The organism is Nonomuraea sp. NPDC049421, assembly GCF_040677005.1.
Lineage (GTDB): Bacteria > Actinomycetota > Actinomycetes > Streptosporangiales > Streptosporangiaceae > Nonomuraea > Nonomuraea salmonea.
Genome location: NZ_JBFAQA010000018.1, coordinates 1 through 14,903 on the forward strand (window position 1 = coordinate 1; position 14,903 = coordinate 14,903).

Annotated in this window: 10 protein-coding genes; 7 read left to right on the forward strand and 3 right to left on the reverse strand. The window is 70.5% G+C overall.

Features of this window, described 5'->3' with window-relative positions:
- The first annotated feature begins 188 nt into the window (after window positions 1-188).
- The 5 genes from AB0K18_RS28005 (at window position 189) to AB0K18_RS28025 (ending at window position 4,416) form a co-directional block, all read left to right on the forward strand.
- On the forward strand, window positions 189-1,370 hold the full coding sequence (locus AB0K18_RS28005; protein WP_364919736.1) for a zinc-dependent alcohol dehydrogenase: 1,182 nt from the start codon (window positions 189-191) through the stop codon (window positions 1,368-1,370).
- A gap of 41 nt (window positions 1,371-1,411) precedes the next feature.
- Entirely contained in the window at window positions 1,412-2,461 is a 1,050-nt protein-coding gene (locus AB0K18_RS28010; protein WP_364919739.1) for an NAD-dependent epimerase/dehydratase family protein, read from the forward strand.
- Between the two features lie 93 nt (window positions 2,462-2,554).
- Complete coding sequence (locus AB0K18_RS28015) at window positions 2,555-3,028, forward strand: ATP-binding protein (protein ID WP_364919741.1); 474 nt, start codon at window positions 2,555-2,557, stop codon at window positions 3,026-3,028.
- A gap of 73 nt (window positions 3,029-3,101) precedes the next feature.
- Entirely contained in the window at window positions 3,102-4,001 is a 900-nt protein-coding gene (folP, locus tag AB0K18_RS28020) for a dihydropteroate synthase (RefSeq protein ID WP_364919743.1), read from the forward strand.
- Window positions 4,002-4,014: 13 nt separating this feature from the next.
- On the forward strand, window positions 4,015-4,416 hold the full coding sequence (locus AB0K18_RS28025) for a DUF1992 domain-containing protein (RefSeq protein WP_364919745.1): 402 nt from the start codon (window positions 4,015-4,017) through the stop codon (window positions 4,414-4,416).
- 154 nt (window positions 4,417-4,570) lie between these two features.
- Here the strand turns inward: AB0K18_RS28025 and AB0K18_RS28030 are convergent, their stop codons facing one another.
- On the reverse strand, window positions 4,571-6,883 hold the full coding sequence (locus AB0K18_RS28030) for a glycoside hydrolase family 6 protein (protein ID WP_364919747.1): 2,313 nt from the start codon (window positions 6,881-6,883) through the stop codon (window positions 4,571-4,573).
- Window positions 6,884-7,189: 306 nt separating this feature from the next.
- Here AB0K18_RS28030 and AB0K18_RS28035 point away from each other — a divergent pair, with 306 nt between their 5' ends.
- Together AB0K18_RS28035 and AB0K18_RS28040 are read left to right on the forward strand one after the other, a co-directional pair.
- A complete protein-coding gene (locus AB0K18_RS28035; protein ID WP_364919750.1) occupies window positions 7,190-10,132 on the forward strand; it encodes a glycoside hydrolase family 48 protein in 2,943 nt (980 codons plus the stop codon).
- A complete protein-coding gene (locus AB0K18_RS28040) occupies window positions 10,129-12,924 on the forward strand; it encodes a glycoside hydrolase family 9 protein (RefSeq protein ID WP_364919751.1) in 2,796 nt (931 codons plus the stop codon). Before AB0K18_RS28035 ends, AB0K18_RS28040 begins: the two co-directional genes overlap by 4 nt.
- 301 nt (window positions 12,925-13,225) lie before the next feature.
- Here the strand turns inward: AB0K18_RS28040 and AB0K18_RS28045 are convergent, their stop codons facing one another.
- The gene (locus AB0K18_RS28045) at window positions 13,226-13,756 is read right to left on the reverse strand and encodes a hypothetical protein (RefSeq protein ID WP_364919752.1); all 531 of its coding nucleotides are present in this window, start codon (window positions 13,754-13,756) and stop codon (window positions 13,226-13,228) included.
- Window positions 13,753-14,820, reverse strand: a complete 1,068-nt coding sequence (locus AB0K18_RS28050) for a lytic polysaccharide monooxygenase (RefSeq protein WP_364919753.1) — start codon at window positions 14,818-14,820, stop codon at window positions 13,753-13,755. Before AB0K18_RS28050 ends, AB0K18_RS28045 begins: the two co-directional genes overlap by 4 nt.
- Window positions 14,821-14,903: the final 83 nt, after the last annotated feature.

Genomic DNA, 14,903 nt, shown 5'->3' on the forward strand with positions numbered 1-14,903 from the left:
ACGACGAACCGGGGCCTGCTACCGGGCGCTCCGATGCTTACCCGGACGGGACTTTCACCCGCAGGCCTGGACCAGCTTCCAGGACGCAACATGCGGCGCAGTCTAGGGCGGCGAGCCCGGTGCGCGGCGCCGTTTGCCGCTCTGCGTGGGGGTATGCGGCATTTGTCCCCGGCATCGAGGAGTCGAGCATGAAGGCAGTCACCTGGCACGGCAAGCGCGACGTACGGGTCGAGGAAGTGCCCGACCCCGCCATCAAGGAGCCCAACGACGCGGTCATCAGGGTCACCAGCAGCGGGATCTGCGGCTCCGACCTGCACCTGTACGAGGTCCTCGGCCCCTTCATGACCGAGGGCGACATCCTCGGTCACGAGCCCATGGGCGTCGTCGAGGAGGTCGGCTCCGCGATCACCACGCTCAAGCCCGGCGACCGCGTCGTCATCCCGTTCAACATCTCCTGCGGCCACTGCCACATGTGCGGCCTGGAGATGTACGCGCAGTGCGAGACCACCCAGGTGCGCGAGCAGGGCATGGGCGCCGCGCTGTTCGGCTACACCAAGCTGTACGGCCAGGTCCCCGGCGGCCAGGCCGAGTACCTGCGGGTGCCCGAGGCCCAGTTCGGCCCGATCAAGGTCCCGGACGGACCGCCGGACGAGCGGTTCCTCTACCTGTCGGACGTGCTGCCCACCGCCTGGCAGGCCGTCGCGTACGCCGACATCCCCGAGGGCGGCAGCGTCACCGTGTTCGGCCTCGGCCCGATCGGTCAGATGTGCGCCCGCATCGCCCGCCACCTCGGCCACCGCGTGCTCGCCGTGGACGGCATCACCGCCCGCCTGGAGCTGGCCCGCCGCCACGGCATCGAGGTCATCGACGCGAGCGAGGTCACCGACGTGCCAGGCGAGGTCAGGGAGCGCACGTCGGGGCGCGGCACCGACTCCGTCATCGACGCGGTCGGCATGGAGGCGCACGGCTCGCCCGCCGCCAAGCTCGCCCAGACACTCACCGGCCTGCTGCCCGACGCGGTGGCCGCGCCGCTCATGGCGAACGCGGGCGTCGACCGGCTGAACGCGCTCAACCAGGCCATCGAGACGGTCAGGCGCGGCGGCGTCATCTCCATCACCGGCGTCTACGGCGGCATGACGGACCCGCTGCCCATGCTGCGCCTGTTCGACAAGGGCGTCACGCTGCGCATGGGGCAGGCGCACGTCAAGCGCTGGGTGAGCCCGATCATGCCGTTGGTCACCGACGACGGCGACCCGCTGGGCGTGATGGACCTCGCCACCCACCGGATGCCGCTGGATCAGGCGCCGCAGGCGTACGAGATGTTCCAGAAGAAGGCGGACGGCGCGGTGAAGATCCTGCTCAAGCCCTGACCGCTGGTTTCGCCGCCGCGGGCTCGGGCAGCGGTGCTGCCATGAGAGTCGTAGTGGTGGGAGCCACGGGGAACGTGGGCACCAGTGTGGTGCGTGCGCTGGCCGCGGACGACGACGTCACCTCGATCGTCGGCGTCGCCCGCCGGCTGCCGGGCTGGCGGGCGGAGCGCACCGAGTGGCACCAGGCCGACGTGGCGACCGCCGACCTGACCAGGATCTTCGACGGCGCGGACGCCGTGGTGCACCTGGCGTGGCTGTTCCAGCCGACCAGGGACCCGGCGATCACCTGGCGGGCGAACGTGCTCGGCAGCATGCGCGTCTTCCGCGCCGCGGCGGAGGCCGGGGTGCCGGCGCTGGTGCACGCCTCGTCGGTGGGGGCCTACTCGCCGGGGCCCAAGGACCGGCCGGTGGACGAGAGCTGGCCCACGCACGGCTGGCCGGGGGCGGCGTACGGGCGGGAGAAGGCGTACGTCGAGCGGGTGCTCGACGTCTTCGAGCACGATCACCCGAACATCAGGGTCGTCCGCATGCGGCCCGGCTTCATCTTCCAGCGGGTTGCGGCGACCGAGCAGCGCAGGCTGTTCGGCGGGCCCCTCGTGCCGCGGCGGATGATCAAGGCGGGCCGGGTGCCGTTCGTGCCTGACATCCCCGGGCTGCGGTTGCAGGTGCTGCACGCCGAGGATGCGGCGCAGGCGTACCGGCTGGCCGTGACCAGGCCCGTGCACGGCGCGTTCAACCTGGCCGCCGAGCCCGTGCTGGATCCGGGCGACCTCGCCGAGCTGCTGGGCACGCGTACGGTGCGGGTGCCGCCCAAGCTGGCCATGGCGGCGGTCTCGGCCGCCTGGAACCTGCGGCTCGTGCCGGCCTCGCCCGGGCTGCTGGAGATGGCGCTGCGGATCCCGCTCATGCGGACCGACCGGGCCAGAGACGTGCTGGGCTGGACGCCCGGCCACTCGTCGTCCGAGGCGATGCGGGCGTTGTTCGAGGGGTTGCGGGAGGGCGCGGGCATGGACACCGCGCCGCTGGCCCCCGACGGCGGCCCGGCCGGGCGGGTCCGCGAGATGGCCTCGGGTATGGGCAGACGTCCTTGACACTCTGACTTTGTGTAAATTCCGGGGGTCGGGGAAAAGGATCACGTGAGGTCCTGAAGCGCGGCCTGTGTCGGAATTGGCACGGAGGAGCGCATGCGCGTGTTGTTCAGCCAGACCTTCACCTTCCACGACGTCGGCAGGCTGCGCCACGAGGTCGCCGAGCACGCCGGAAGTTGCGGGCTGCACGGGGTGAGACTCGACGACTTCGTGCTCGCCGTGCACGAGAGTGTGGTCAACGCCGTGGAGCACGCGGGCGGGTACGGCCGGTTGCGGCTGTGGACGGTCGACGGCGTCATCAGGGCCGAGACGAGCGACCGGGGCGCGGGCATCCCCGAGCCGTACGTGGACGGCGACAAGCAGGCCTCCGGCCAGGCGTGCACGGGACGCGGCCTCTACCTGATCCACCGATTGTGCGACGGGGCCGACCTGCGCACCGGGCCGGAGGGCACCCGCGTCCTGCTCACCATGCGGTTACCGCGCGGCGCCGACCTGCCCGTGCGCAGGGGCATGCGGCGGATCAGGGTCGTCGCCCCCGGAGACGGGCACTCCGGCCGCTTCACCGCCTGATCATTCACCGTCCCGCGCGCGGCTGACCAGCGCAGGCGCCGGGTAGTCTCGTAGGGACGGAGAGGATCACCACGTGAGCGGCGACATGCCATCCCCCGAGATCATCGCTCCCGTCCGGCGTCTCGGCCGGCGAGAGTTCGATTTCGAGCGCCAGGTCGCGATCATGGCCATCGTCAACAGGACGCCCAACTCCTTCCACGACCAGGGCCGCACCTTCGAGCTCGACCAGGCGGTCGCGGCGGCCACGAAGGCCGTGTCCGAGGGGGCCGACTGGGTCGACATCGGCGGGTTCGCCTTCAGCGCCGCCCAGGCTCCGATCAGCGTGGCCGAGGAGATCGACCGGGTGGCGCCCGTCATCGCCGGTGTCAGGGCCGCCACCGACGCCGTGATCTCGGTCGACACCCACCGGCCCGAGGTGGCCGAGGCCGCCGTCGCGGCCGGCGCCGACGTCATCAACGACACCAACGGCCTGCGCGAGCCGGGCATCGCCGAGGTCGCGGCGGCCACCGGCGCGGCCGTGGTCGTCACCCACAGCCTGGGCGGGCCGGGCCGGCGGGTGCTGCGGCCCAGCTACGCCGACGTCGTCGCCGAGGTGGCCGACTATCTGCGGGAGCGGGTGGCGTACGCGCTGAAGGCCGGCATCGCGGCCGAGAAGATCATCATCGACCCCGGCCACGACCTCAACAAGAACACCTTCCACTCCCTTGAGCTGACCCGCCGCCTCGAGGAGATCACCGCGATCGGCTATCCGACGCTGGTCGCGCTGTCCAACAAGGACTTCATCGGCGAGACGCTCGACCGGCCGCAGGGCGAGCGCAAAGAGGGCACGATCGCGGCCAACGTGGTCTCCGTCCTCAAGGGCGCGCGCATCCTGCGGGTCCACGACGTCGCGGCCACCGTCGCCTCCATCCGCATGACCGAGGCCGTGCTCGGCTGGCGCGGCCCGCTCGCACCCCGTCACAACCTGGCATGAGGAGGTTCCCCACGTGACCCGGCGCAAGCCCATCGGGATGCCCTTCGAGAGCTGGATCGACCGGCAGATCCGCGAGGCGGAGGAGCGCGGCGAGTTCGACGACCTGCCCGGCAAGGGCAAGCCCCTGCCCGGTGAGGGCAAGCCGCTCGACGAGATGTGGTGGGTGAAGCAGAAGATCGAGAGCGAGGGGCTGTCGATGCCGCTGCCCCCGACGCTGGCGCTGCGCAAGGACGCCGAGAAGGCGCTGGCCGCGGCGCGTGACGCCCGGTCCGAGGCCGAGGCGCGGCGGATCGTCGAGGAGATCAACGAGCGCATCCGCGAGGCGATCCGCACGGGGCTGTCGGGGCCGCCGCTCAACCTGATGCCGTTCGACGTGGACGACGTCGCCGCCGAGTGGCGCCGCACCCGCCGCTGACCCCCTGGTAAGCGTCGGGCCGGCCCATGCGTGGGACCGGGGTCCGGGCGCGGCGGCCCGGACCCCGGTCCGGTTGCTGAGGGACCCGGGTCAGGCGGGTCCCTCTGGCCGGCCGGCGCCCCGGGTCAGGCGGGACGCCGGTCGGCCGGGTCCTTCAGTTGATCGGCGGGTAGGCGTTCTGCAGCAGCTGACGGAACTGCGCCGAGAACCACTGACCGGAGATCGGCGCGTTCGCCAGGGCGCCCGACATGTTGTTGCCGTTGAGGTCGTTGCCCTCGTACGTCGGGTCGCACATCCGGTCGAACCGCTTGCCCTCGTCGTTGTCGATCTCCTCGCTGGAGCCGTCGGACTCGCCCGGAGGCTTGACCCAGACGTAGGCGTCGATGCCGCTGGCGGGCGCGGCGGTCGGGCGGGCGCCCATGCCGGCACCGCTCTGGTTGCACCAGTTACCGGCGTGGATGCGCCGGTCGACGCGGGACTGGTCGACGAACTGGTCCACGTTGGTCGAGGTGCTCGGGCCGCCCGGGCGGGCGCTGCCGCCCCAGCCGTTGCGCGAGGTGTCGATCAGCATGCCGAGTCCGGAGCGGAAGCCCTTGGCGACCAGGGCGTTGCGCAGGGCGACGGCGAAGGACTGCTCGTCGACGTAGTAGTTCCAGTCCACCCACTTGGACTGGCGGACCGAGGTGCCGTTCACCGTGGTGTTGATGGTGAAGTGCGGCTCGACCGTGGCGGAGTAGTTGGCGGTGTTGACGATGAAGCCGTCCACGCTGTCCACGCCGTCGGCGGTGCCGGCCACCGTCTCGTAGAAGAGGTTGACGGAGGGCTGGAAGTTCGAGTCCCAGCCGAGCCAGGCGTGGTGGGCGGCGTCCACGTAGGTGTAGACGTTGGGGATGGCGTGGAGCTGGTCGAGCGCGTACCGGACGCCGTCACGGTAGCCGCCGGTGCCGTTGGCCTCGCGGCAGTCGGCGAACCTGTCGAGGTTCGTGACGAGGTTCGGCAGCGAGTCGGGCTCGATGATGGTGACGATGCGCAGGTTCGCGTAGGCGGAGTCGCCGAGGATGTCGGCGATGGGGTCGATGTACTCCGTCTTGTAGCGGTTGAAGCCGTTCTCCGAGATGCGCAGCTCGCCGTTGGAGGCCAGCGCCGAGCAGTCGCGGTTCGGCAGGTTGTAGATGACGACCTGGATGGTCAGCGGCGCGGAGCCGTTGGCGGCGTCCTGCCTGACGGCCTCGTCCATGTGCTCGCGCAGGCTCAGCGCGTCGCCAGGGCCCTCGATGGCGGCGATGCGGTCCATCCACACGGCGGTGGAGGTGTCGGCGACGGCGTCGCCGCCCGGCTCGGCCGCGGCCCTGGCGCTCCAGCTGGGGTTCACGTAGCCGGTGGCGCCGGAGTACGGGTTCTCCACGTGGGTGGGCGTGGGGCCGCCGTCGTCGTCGGCCTCGGTGGCGGTGACCGTACGCGAGGTCAGGCCGGTCGAGGCGACGGTGAAGGTGCGGGTGCCGTTCGCCGAGTCGGAGTCCTGCGCGGCGGCCAGGGTGACCGTCTGCGGGGTGTTCCAGTTCGACGTGCTGAAGGTGAGCGAGCCGCCGGACCTGACGGTCAGGTCGGAGTCGCCGCTGCCGGCCGTCGTGGTGACGGTCACGCTGGAGGACGGCTGCGCGGCCAGGCGCGCGGTGAACGTGCCGGTCGAGCCCTCGGGGACGGTCACCGAGGTCGGCGTCACGACGATGGCCTGCTCCACCGTGGCGTCGTCGTCCACCTCGGTCGCGGTGAGCGTGGCGCCGGTGACGCCGCTGCCGCCGACGCTGAAGGCGGCGGTGCCCGCGGTGGTGTCGGAGTCCTGCGCGGCGGCCAGGGTGACCGTCTGCGCGGTGCTCCAGTTGCTCGGGGTGAAGGTGAGCGAGGCGCCCGAGCTGACCGTCAGGTCGGTGTCGCCGCTGGTGCGGGCGGTGGCGACGGTGACGTTCGAGCTGGGCGCGGCGGACAGGCGCGCGGTGAACGTGGCCGTGCCGCCCTCGTTGACGGCCACGGAGCTGGCCGACAGGATCACCGACGGGGTGGTGGGCGTGGTGTCACCACAGGTGGTGCCGTTGACGGAGAACGTCTGCGGGCTGGGGTTCGTGCCCGTCCAGGTGCCGTTGAAGCCGACGGAGACCGACGCGCCGGTGGCCAGGCTGCCGTTGTACGGCATGTTGGTGCCGGTGACGCGGGTGCCCGACTGGCTCCAGTTCGCGCCCCAGCCGCTGGGGGTGTACTTCTGGCCGGTGGTCGGATAGTCGAAGGCCAGCGTCCATGAGGAGATGGGGTCGCCGGTGTTCTTCAACGTGATGTTCGCGGTGAAACCGCCCTGACCAGGGCTGCTCGTCCACGAGTTGGCTGTGTAGGTCACGTCGCAGGCGACGGCGGCGTTCGCGGCCGTGCTCTGGCCTGCGACGAGCCCTAAGGCCGCGACACTCGCGGCGGTCATGGTCACGGCCCATTTGCGGAGGCCGCGGTGGAGTCTCACTTGCGATCATCTCCAGTACTAGGTGGCTGGGAGCGCTCCCATGGTCTGCCGCCCTCGCGACGGTGTACAGAGCGCGGTTCTCTGGAGGGCCGCCGCCGCCCCGCATGCTCGTCTAATGCCCCGGAACGTGGATGAAACTTTCATCCCGGGCAGCCTGGTGAGAGGAAACGCGAGGGTTACCGCGACGCCATTCCGTTGACATACGAGCGAGGTCACCCACAATCCCGTTTGGGAGCGCTCCCACATCCCTACTCCCATGGAGACCCCGTGAAGCACAGACCTCCGATCCTCTTGACCCGCTTATCGAGGCGGCTCGCCGTGGCCACCTCCCTGGTCCTCGCGGCCGGGCTGACCTCGGCCATCACGGCGGCCCCCGCCCAGGCGGCCGTGGCGTGCGACGTGACGTACGCCGCCAACCAGTGGACCAGCGGCCAGGGCCAGGGCGGTTTCACCGCGAACATCACGTTGAAGAACACCGGCGACCCCATCACGTCGTGGACGCTGGCCTTCGACTTCCCGACCACCGGCCAGCGCTACACGCCGAGCGGCTGGGGCGCGAACTGGAGCCAGTCGGGCACCCGCGTCACGGCCACCAACATGCCGTGGAACGGCAACCTGGCCACCGGCGCCAGCACCAACATCGGCTTCAACGGCACCTGGACGGGCAGCAACCCGAGCCCGGAGACGTTCAGCGTGAACGGCGTGACCTGTGGCGGCACGGGCAGCGCGCCCAGCGTCGCGCTGACCTCGCCGACCGCGGGCCAGACGTTCACCGCCCCGGCCACCGTGCCGATCGCGGCGACCGCCTCCGACTCCGACGGCACGGTCACCAAGGTCGACTTCTACCAGGGCTCCACCCTGCTCGGCACCGACACCTCCTCGCCCTACAGCTACAGCTGGGCGAACGTGGCGGCCGGCAGCTACTCCATCACCGCCCGCGCCACCGACAACTCCGGCCAGGTGACCACCTCGTCGCCGGTCGGCATCACGGTCTCGCCCAACAGCGGCCCGGCGCTGGTCGTCAGCCCGACGACGGTGTCCGTGCCCGAGACGGGCGAGGCGACCTTCGGCGTCCGGCTGTCGCAGGCGCCCTCGTCGAGCGTGACCGTCTCGGTCGCCCGCGCCAGCGGTGACGCCGACCTCACGGTCTCGCCGTCGTCCAGGACGTTCACCACGTCGAACTGGAACACCGCGCAGAACTTCACGATCAGCGCGGCCGACGACGACGACACGACCGCCGGCTCGGCCGTCTTCCGGGTCAGCGCCACCGGCTACACCGCCGTGGACGTGACCGCCAACGAGGCGGACGACGACGTCGGCGGCGACAACGAGTACGTGCAGCGCTTCGTGGAGCTCTACAACGAGATCCACGACCCGGCCAACGGCTACTTCTCGCCCGAGGGCGTGCCGTACCACTCGATCGAGACGTTCATGGTCGAGGCGCCCGACCACGGGCACGAGACCACGTCCGAGGCCTACAGCTACTACCTGTGGCTGGAGGCGGCCTACGGGCGGGTGACCGGCGACTGGTCGAAGTTCAACACCGCGTGGGCGTCGATGGAGAAGTACATCATCCCGTCCACGGCCGACCAGCCGACGAACTCCTTCTACGACCCGTCGAAGCCGGCCACGTACGCGTCGGAGCACAACGACATCAGCCAGTACCCGACGGAACTGGAGACCGGCGTCAGCGTCGGCTCCGACCCGATCGCGAACGAGCTGCAGAGCGCGTACGGCACCCGCGACATCTACGGCATGCACTGGCTGCTGGACGTCGACAACACCTACGGCTTCGGCCGCTGCGGCGACGGCACCACCAGGCCCGCCTACATCAACACCTACCAGCGCGGCGCCGAGGAGTCGGTCTTCGAGACGATCCCGCAGCCGTCCTGCGACACCTTCGAGCACGGCGGCCCGAACGGCTTCCTCGACCTGTTCACCAAGGACGCCTCGTACGCCAAGCAGTGGAAGTACACCAACGCCCCCGACGCGGACGCCCGCGCCGTGCAGGCCGCCTACTGGGCGCTGACCTGGGCGAAGGAGCAGAACAAGGAAGGTGACATCTCCAGCACCGTGGCCAAGGCCGCCAAGATGGGCGACTACCTGCGGTACGCGATGTACGACAAGTACTTCAAGCAGCCCGGCTGCACGAGCCCCTCGTGCCCGGCCGGCACCGGCAAGAACTCCTCCAACTACCTGCTGAGCTGGTACTACGCGTGGGGCGGCGCGACCGACGCCAACGCCGGTTGGGCGTGGCGCATCGGCTCCAGCCACAACCACGCGGGCTACCAGAACCCGTTCGCGGCCTGGGCGCTGTCGAACGTCAACGAGCTCAAGCCGAAGAGCGCCACCGGCGCCAGCGACTGGAGCACCAGCCTCACCCGGCAGCTGCAGTTCTACACCTGGCTGCAGTCGGCCGAGGGCGCGATCGCGGGTGGCGCGACCAACAGCTGGGAGGGCGGCTACGGCACGCCGCCGTCGAACCTGCCGAAGTTCCACGGCATGGCCTACGACTGGCAGCCCGTCTACCACGACCCGCCGTCGAACCAGTGGTTCGGCTTCCAGGCGTGGACGATGGACCGCGTGGCGCAGCTCTACTACGCCACCGGCAACACCGCCGCCAAGGCGCTGCTCGACAAGTGGGTGGAGTGGGCGCTCGACCACACCACCGTCAACGCCGACGGCACCTACGAGGTCCCCTCCACGCTGGAGTGGTCCGGCCAGCCGGCCGGCAACTTCAACGCCACGACCGGCATGCCGCCGGCCAACCCCGGCCTGCACGTGACCGTCAAGGACTACACGCAGGACGTCGGCGTGGTCGGCGCGTACGCCAAGGTGCTCATGTACTACGCGGCCAAGGCGAACCACGCCGAGGCGCGCGACACGGCCAAGGCGCTGCTCGACGGCGTCTGGGAGAACCGTGACGACAAGGGCGTCTCGGTGCCGGAGACCAAGGCCGACTACCGGCGCGTGGACGACCCCGTCTACGTCCCGCCGGGCTGGAGCGGCACGATGCCGAACGGCGACCCGATCAACTCGAACTCCACGTTCCTGTCGATCAGGTCGTTCTACGAGGACGACCCGGACTGGCCGAAGGTCGAGGCGTACCTCGACGGCAGCGGCCCCGCGCCCGTCTTCAACTACCACCGGTTCTGGGCGCAGGTGGACGTCGCCGTCGCCCTCGCCGAGTACGGGCGGCTCTTCCCGTGAGAAAGGCAGCACTGATCGCTGCGGCGTCGCTGGTCCTGCCCCTGCTGGGGGCGGGGCCGGCGGCCCACGGGCAGCACGCCGCTGAGACCGCGCAGGCGGCGCCCGCCTTCCCCTACGGTGAGGCGCTGCAGAAGTCGCTGTGGTTCTACGAGGCCCAGCAGTCGGGCCGGCTGCCCGACTGGAACCGCGTCTCCTGGCGCGGCGACTCGGGCCTGGACGACGGCGACGACGTGGGGGTGGACCTGACGGGTGGCTGGTACGACGCGGGCGACCACGTCAAGTTCGGCTTCCCGATGGCCTTCTCCGCCACCATGCTGGCCTGGGGCGCGGTCGAGTACCGCGACGCCTACGCCTCCTCCGGCCAGCTCACCCACCTGCTCGACAACCTCAAGTTCGTCAACGACTACTTCATCAAGGCCCACCCGTCGGCGAACGTGCTCTACGGGCAGGTCGGCAACGGCGGCACCGACCACGCCTGGTGGGGGCCGGCCGAGGCGATGGCGATGAACCGGCCGGCGCACAAGATCGACGCGTCGTGCGGCGGGTCGGACCTCGCGGGGGAGACGGCGGCGGCGATGGCGGCCTCCTCGATCGTCTTCCGCCCGACGAACCCGTCCTACGCCGACACGCTGGTGACGCACGCCAAGCAGCTGTACTCCTTCGCCGACACGGTCAGGAAGAAGTACACCGAGTGCATCACCGACGCCTCCAGCTTCTACAACTCCTGGAGCGGCTACAACGACGAGCTGGTGTGGGGCGCGATCTGGCTCCACCGGGCCACGAACGACGCCTCCTACCTGGCCAAGGCCGAGGCCGGCTACGCGAACCTCGGCACCGAGCCGCAGAGCACTGTCAAGTCGTACAAGTGGACCATCGCCTGGGACGACAAGTCGTACGGGGCGTACGTGCTGCTGCACAAGCTGACCGGCAAGCAGCAATATCTGGACGACGCCAACCGGTGGCTCGACTACTGGACGGTCGGGGTGAACGGGCAGAAGGTGCCGTACTCGCCGGGCGGCCAGGCCGTGCTCGACCGGTGGGGCTCGCTGCGCTACGCGGCCAACACCGCGTTCGCGGCGCTGGTGCACAGCGACACGATCACCGACGCCACGCGCAAGGCCCGCTACCACGACTTCGCGGTACGGCAGATCGACTACGCGCTCGGCGACAACCCGCGCAACTCCTCGTACGTGGTCGGCTTCGGCGCCAACCCGCCGAAGAACCCGCACCACCGTACGGCGCACGGCTCGTGGACCGACCAGCTCACCAATCCCGAGCAGACCCGCCACACGCTGTACGGCGCCCTCGTCGGCGGCCCGCCCGACCCGAACGACGCCTACACCGACAAACGCGACGACTACGTGATGAACGAGGTCGCGACCGACTACAACGCCGGATTCACCAGCGCGGTGGCCCGGCTCTACAAGGAGTACGGCGGCGAGCCCGCGGCCGACTTCCCCGCCGAGGAGACCCCCGACGGCCCCGAGATCTTCGTCGAGGCCGGCGTGAACGCCTCCGGCTCGACGTTCACCGAGATCAAGGCCATCGTGCGCAACCAGTCGGCGTGGCCGGCGCGGGTGCTGTCGGACGGGAAGTTCCGCTACTACTTCACGCTCGACGGCGACACGACCGCCTCGCAGATCACCGTCTCGTCGGCCTACACGCAGTGCGCGGCGCCGGTGCTGCGCCAGGCGAGCGGCCGCACGTACTACGCGGAGATCGACTGCTCCGGGCAGGTCATCGCGCCCGCCGGGCAGTCGCAGCACCGCAGGGAGGTGCAGTTCAGGATCGCCAGTTCGGGGACGTGGGACCCGGCCAACGACTGGTCGTACCAGAACATCCCGACCACGCCGGGCACCACGCCGGTGCGGACGGACCGCATCACCCTCTACAGCGGCGCCACCAAGATCTGGGGTGAGCCCCCGGGTCAGGAGGAAGAGGACACGACACCGCCCAGCAAGCCGGGCAGGCCCGCGGTCTCCGCGATCACTGGCTCGTCGGCCCGGCTGACCTGGACGGCCTCGACCGACGACGTGGGCGTGGCCGGGTACGACGTCTACCTGGGGTCCACCAAGGCAGGCACGGCCACCAGCACGTCCTTCGACCTGACCGGGCTCACCCCCGCCACGGACTACACCGCCCACGTGGTGGCACGGGACGCGGCGGGCAACACCTCGGCGGAGTCCGACGCGACCGCCTTCACCACCACGGAGTCCACCGACGGGACGCCGCCCAGCAGGCCGGGGAAGCCGGCGGTGTCCGGGATCACCGCGACCGGCGCCCGGGTGAGCTGGACGGCGTCCACGGACGACGTGGGCGTGGCCGGATATGACGTCTACCTGGGGTCCACCAAGGCAGGCACGGCCACGTCCACGTCGTTCGACCTCACCGGGCTGAGCGCGAGCACCGCGTACACGGTGACCGTGGTGGCGCGGGACGCGGCGGGCAACAGCTCGCCGGCCTCCGAGGCCACCTCGTTCACCACGTCCGGCGGGTCGTCGGGCGGGTGCGCGGCGGCGTACAAGGTGATCGGCTCGTGGGGCGGCGCCTTCCAGGCGGAGGTGACGGTCACCAACGCCGGCACGTCCGCCATCAGCGGCTGGACGGTCACCTGGAGCTCGCAGAACACGATCACGCAGCTCTGGGGCGGCCGGCACACCGTGTCAGGCGGCACGGTGACGGTGCGGAACGAGTCGTGGAACGGCTCGCTCGCGCCCGGCGCGTCTGCGACGTTCGGCTTCATCGCCAACGGGACGTCCACGACGCCGGAGCTCACCTGCACGCCCGCATGAAAGACCCCGCCCCCGCCGCAGGAGCGGCGGGGGCGGTTCCACTGAACCCGTCGGCCCGCACGTGCGTATGAGGAGGTGAGGCGAACCCTTCAATCCCTGCCCGAACACCATCCCCGCCCGGATGGGACGGACGCGGCCGAACCTCCACTCGGCCGCGTCCGTTTTTCGCATCCGAGTCGCACACGCGGGCCTCCCATGTGGGCACCTTCTCGCGCGGGCCACCGTCACGTGAACCGCCTTCATCCGGAGCAGCGGGCCTCAAGGAGGCGCGGCCGGAGCTTTCGTCCCGGCCGCGTGCTCTCTAGGGTTTCCCGGCCGCCGAAGTGGCCAGGGCGAAGCGTTCGCGGGCCGCCTCGATGGCGGCGTCGTCGGAGAAGTCCTCGAACGCCTCCTGGTGGTAGCGCTCGGGAATGAGCCGCTTGACCCTGTCGGGGTAGCCGGCGCCCCCCTCGGGCACGCGGACCTGCGGCGGGATGCTGATCTTCACGGCGATCGGCCCCGAGGCCCGGACGGACGACGCCCACTCGGGGCTCTCCCCGGTGATGGCGCACATGTGGCGGGCGTAGACCCAGCGCACCTCGACCAGGGAGGTGGCGTTCGGAGGCTCGGTGCCGAAGGGCTCCACGGCGCACACGACGCCGGAGTCGAAGCTGTGCCCGTGGGAGTGGTGCTCGCCGGGTGAGGCCTGCTCGAGTATCAGGGTCACCTGCGCGGCGAGCTCGTCGTTCAGCGTGGAGGACGGCTGCCTGGCCGCGAAGAACATCACCCCGGCCAGGGTGGCCCCGGCCAGGGTGATGGTCGCCGCGATGAGCCCGCGACGCGTTTTGATCACGGGCTGGTGCAGGTCAGGCTCGGTGCGGGGTTCGGGACCGAGCCGGTGGCGTTGAACCCGAACGTGGTGGACGCGCCGGGCGCGAGCTGCCCGTTGTACGTGGCGTTCTTGACCGCCACGTTGGGCGCTTGCCCGGACAGCACGCCGTTCCACGGTGAGCCGTCGAAGTTCTGCCCGCCGGTGTAGGTCCACTTGACGGTCCAGCCGTTGACGGCGCTGGTGCCGTTGTTCTTGACCGTCACCTCACCCTGGAAGTGGCCGGCCCAGCCGGTGTCGGTGGCCTTCCACGTGGCGGTGCAGGCGCCGGTGGGCGGCGGGTCCGTCGGGTCCGGGTCGGGGTCGGGGTCGGGGCCGGGCGAGCTGCCGCCGGGGCCGACGCCGGTCACTTCGCCGTTGCCGCCGTCGAAGACGACGTCGGAGCAGCTGTAGAAGTTCTCGTTGCTGTCGGAACGGATCCAGTGGGTGAAGATGATGTGCCGGCCGCTCTTACCGGACGGGAGCTGGGCGTTCCAGTAGTAGTAGTTGAGTCCGCCCGCTCCGCCGGACTTGGGCGGGTTGGTGACGCTGCCGAAGCGCTCCAGGTCCGACCACTTCAGCGGCGAGCTGGGGTTCCAGCCGTTCCTGGTGATGTAGTAGTCGAACTTGCCGGGGTGCTCGGCCCAGTTGCTGTGCCGCATCTGGATGTTGGCGCCCGACGTGAGGTGGGTGGTGGGCCAGTCGGTGCGGGCCGCGTTGTAGGCCGAGAAGTCGTAGGGGCCGCCGGTGCCGCCGCTGCAGATCTGGCCGTCGGGGATGAAGCCGGTGGTCCGGCCGGCGCCGTCGGAGCGCAGGACCGCGAACCAGTTGTAGAGGGGGGTGGCGCCGCTCTGGTTGACGGCGGAGGCGCACGCGGGGTTGTAGGGCTGGATCTGCCCGTTCTCCCGCAGGGCGTCCTGCCAGCACAGGAAGGTACGGCTGCCGGGGAACATCGACACGCCGTGCGCCTGTGCCTGTGTGGGCACCATTAACGCGGAGGTGATGAGGACGAGGACGGCGGTGAGTGCCGCCGACTTGAACAACTTCATGGAGATTCCCTTGCGCTGACGACAGAGGAAACCTGCCCACGACCTGCCCGCCCGGCCTGCGCATTGAATCATGCTTTTTCGGG

Excerpts from the sequence above, each read along its gene's own strand:
- AB0K18_RS28005 (WP_364919736.1), top strand. The coding sequence starts at position 189 with ATGAAGGCAGTCACCTGGCACGGCAAGCGCGACGTACGGGTCGAGGAA.
- AB0K18_RS28010 (WP_364919739.1), top strand. The coding sequence starts at position 1,412 with ATGAGAGTCGTAGTGGTGGGAGCCACGGGGAACGTGGGCACCAGTGTG.
- AB0K18_RS28015 (WP_364919741.1), top strand. The coding sequence starts at position 2,555 with ATGCGCGTGTTGTTCAGCCAGACCTTCACCTTCCACGACGTCGGCAGG.
- AB0K18_RS28030 (WP_364919747.1), bottom strand. The coding sequence starts at position 6,883 with ATGACCGCCGCGAGTGTCGCGGCCTTAGGGCTCGTCGCAGGCCAGAGC.
- AB0K18_RS28050 (WP_364919753.1), bottom strand. The coding sequence starts at position 14,820 with ATGAAGTTGTTCAAGTCGGCGGCACTCACCGCCGTCCTCGTCCTCATC.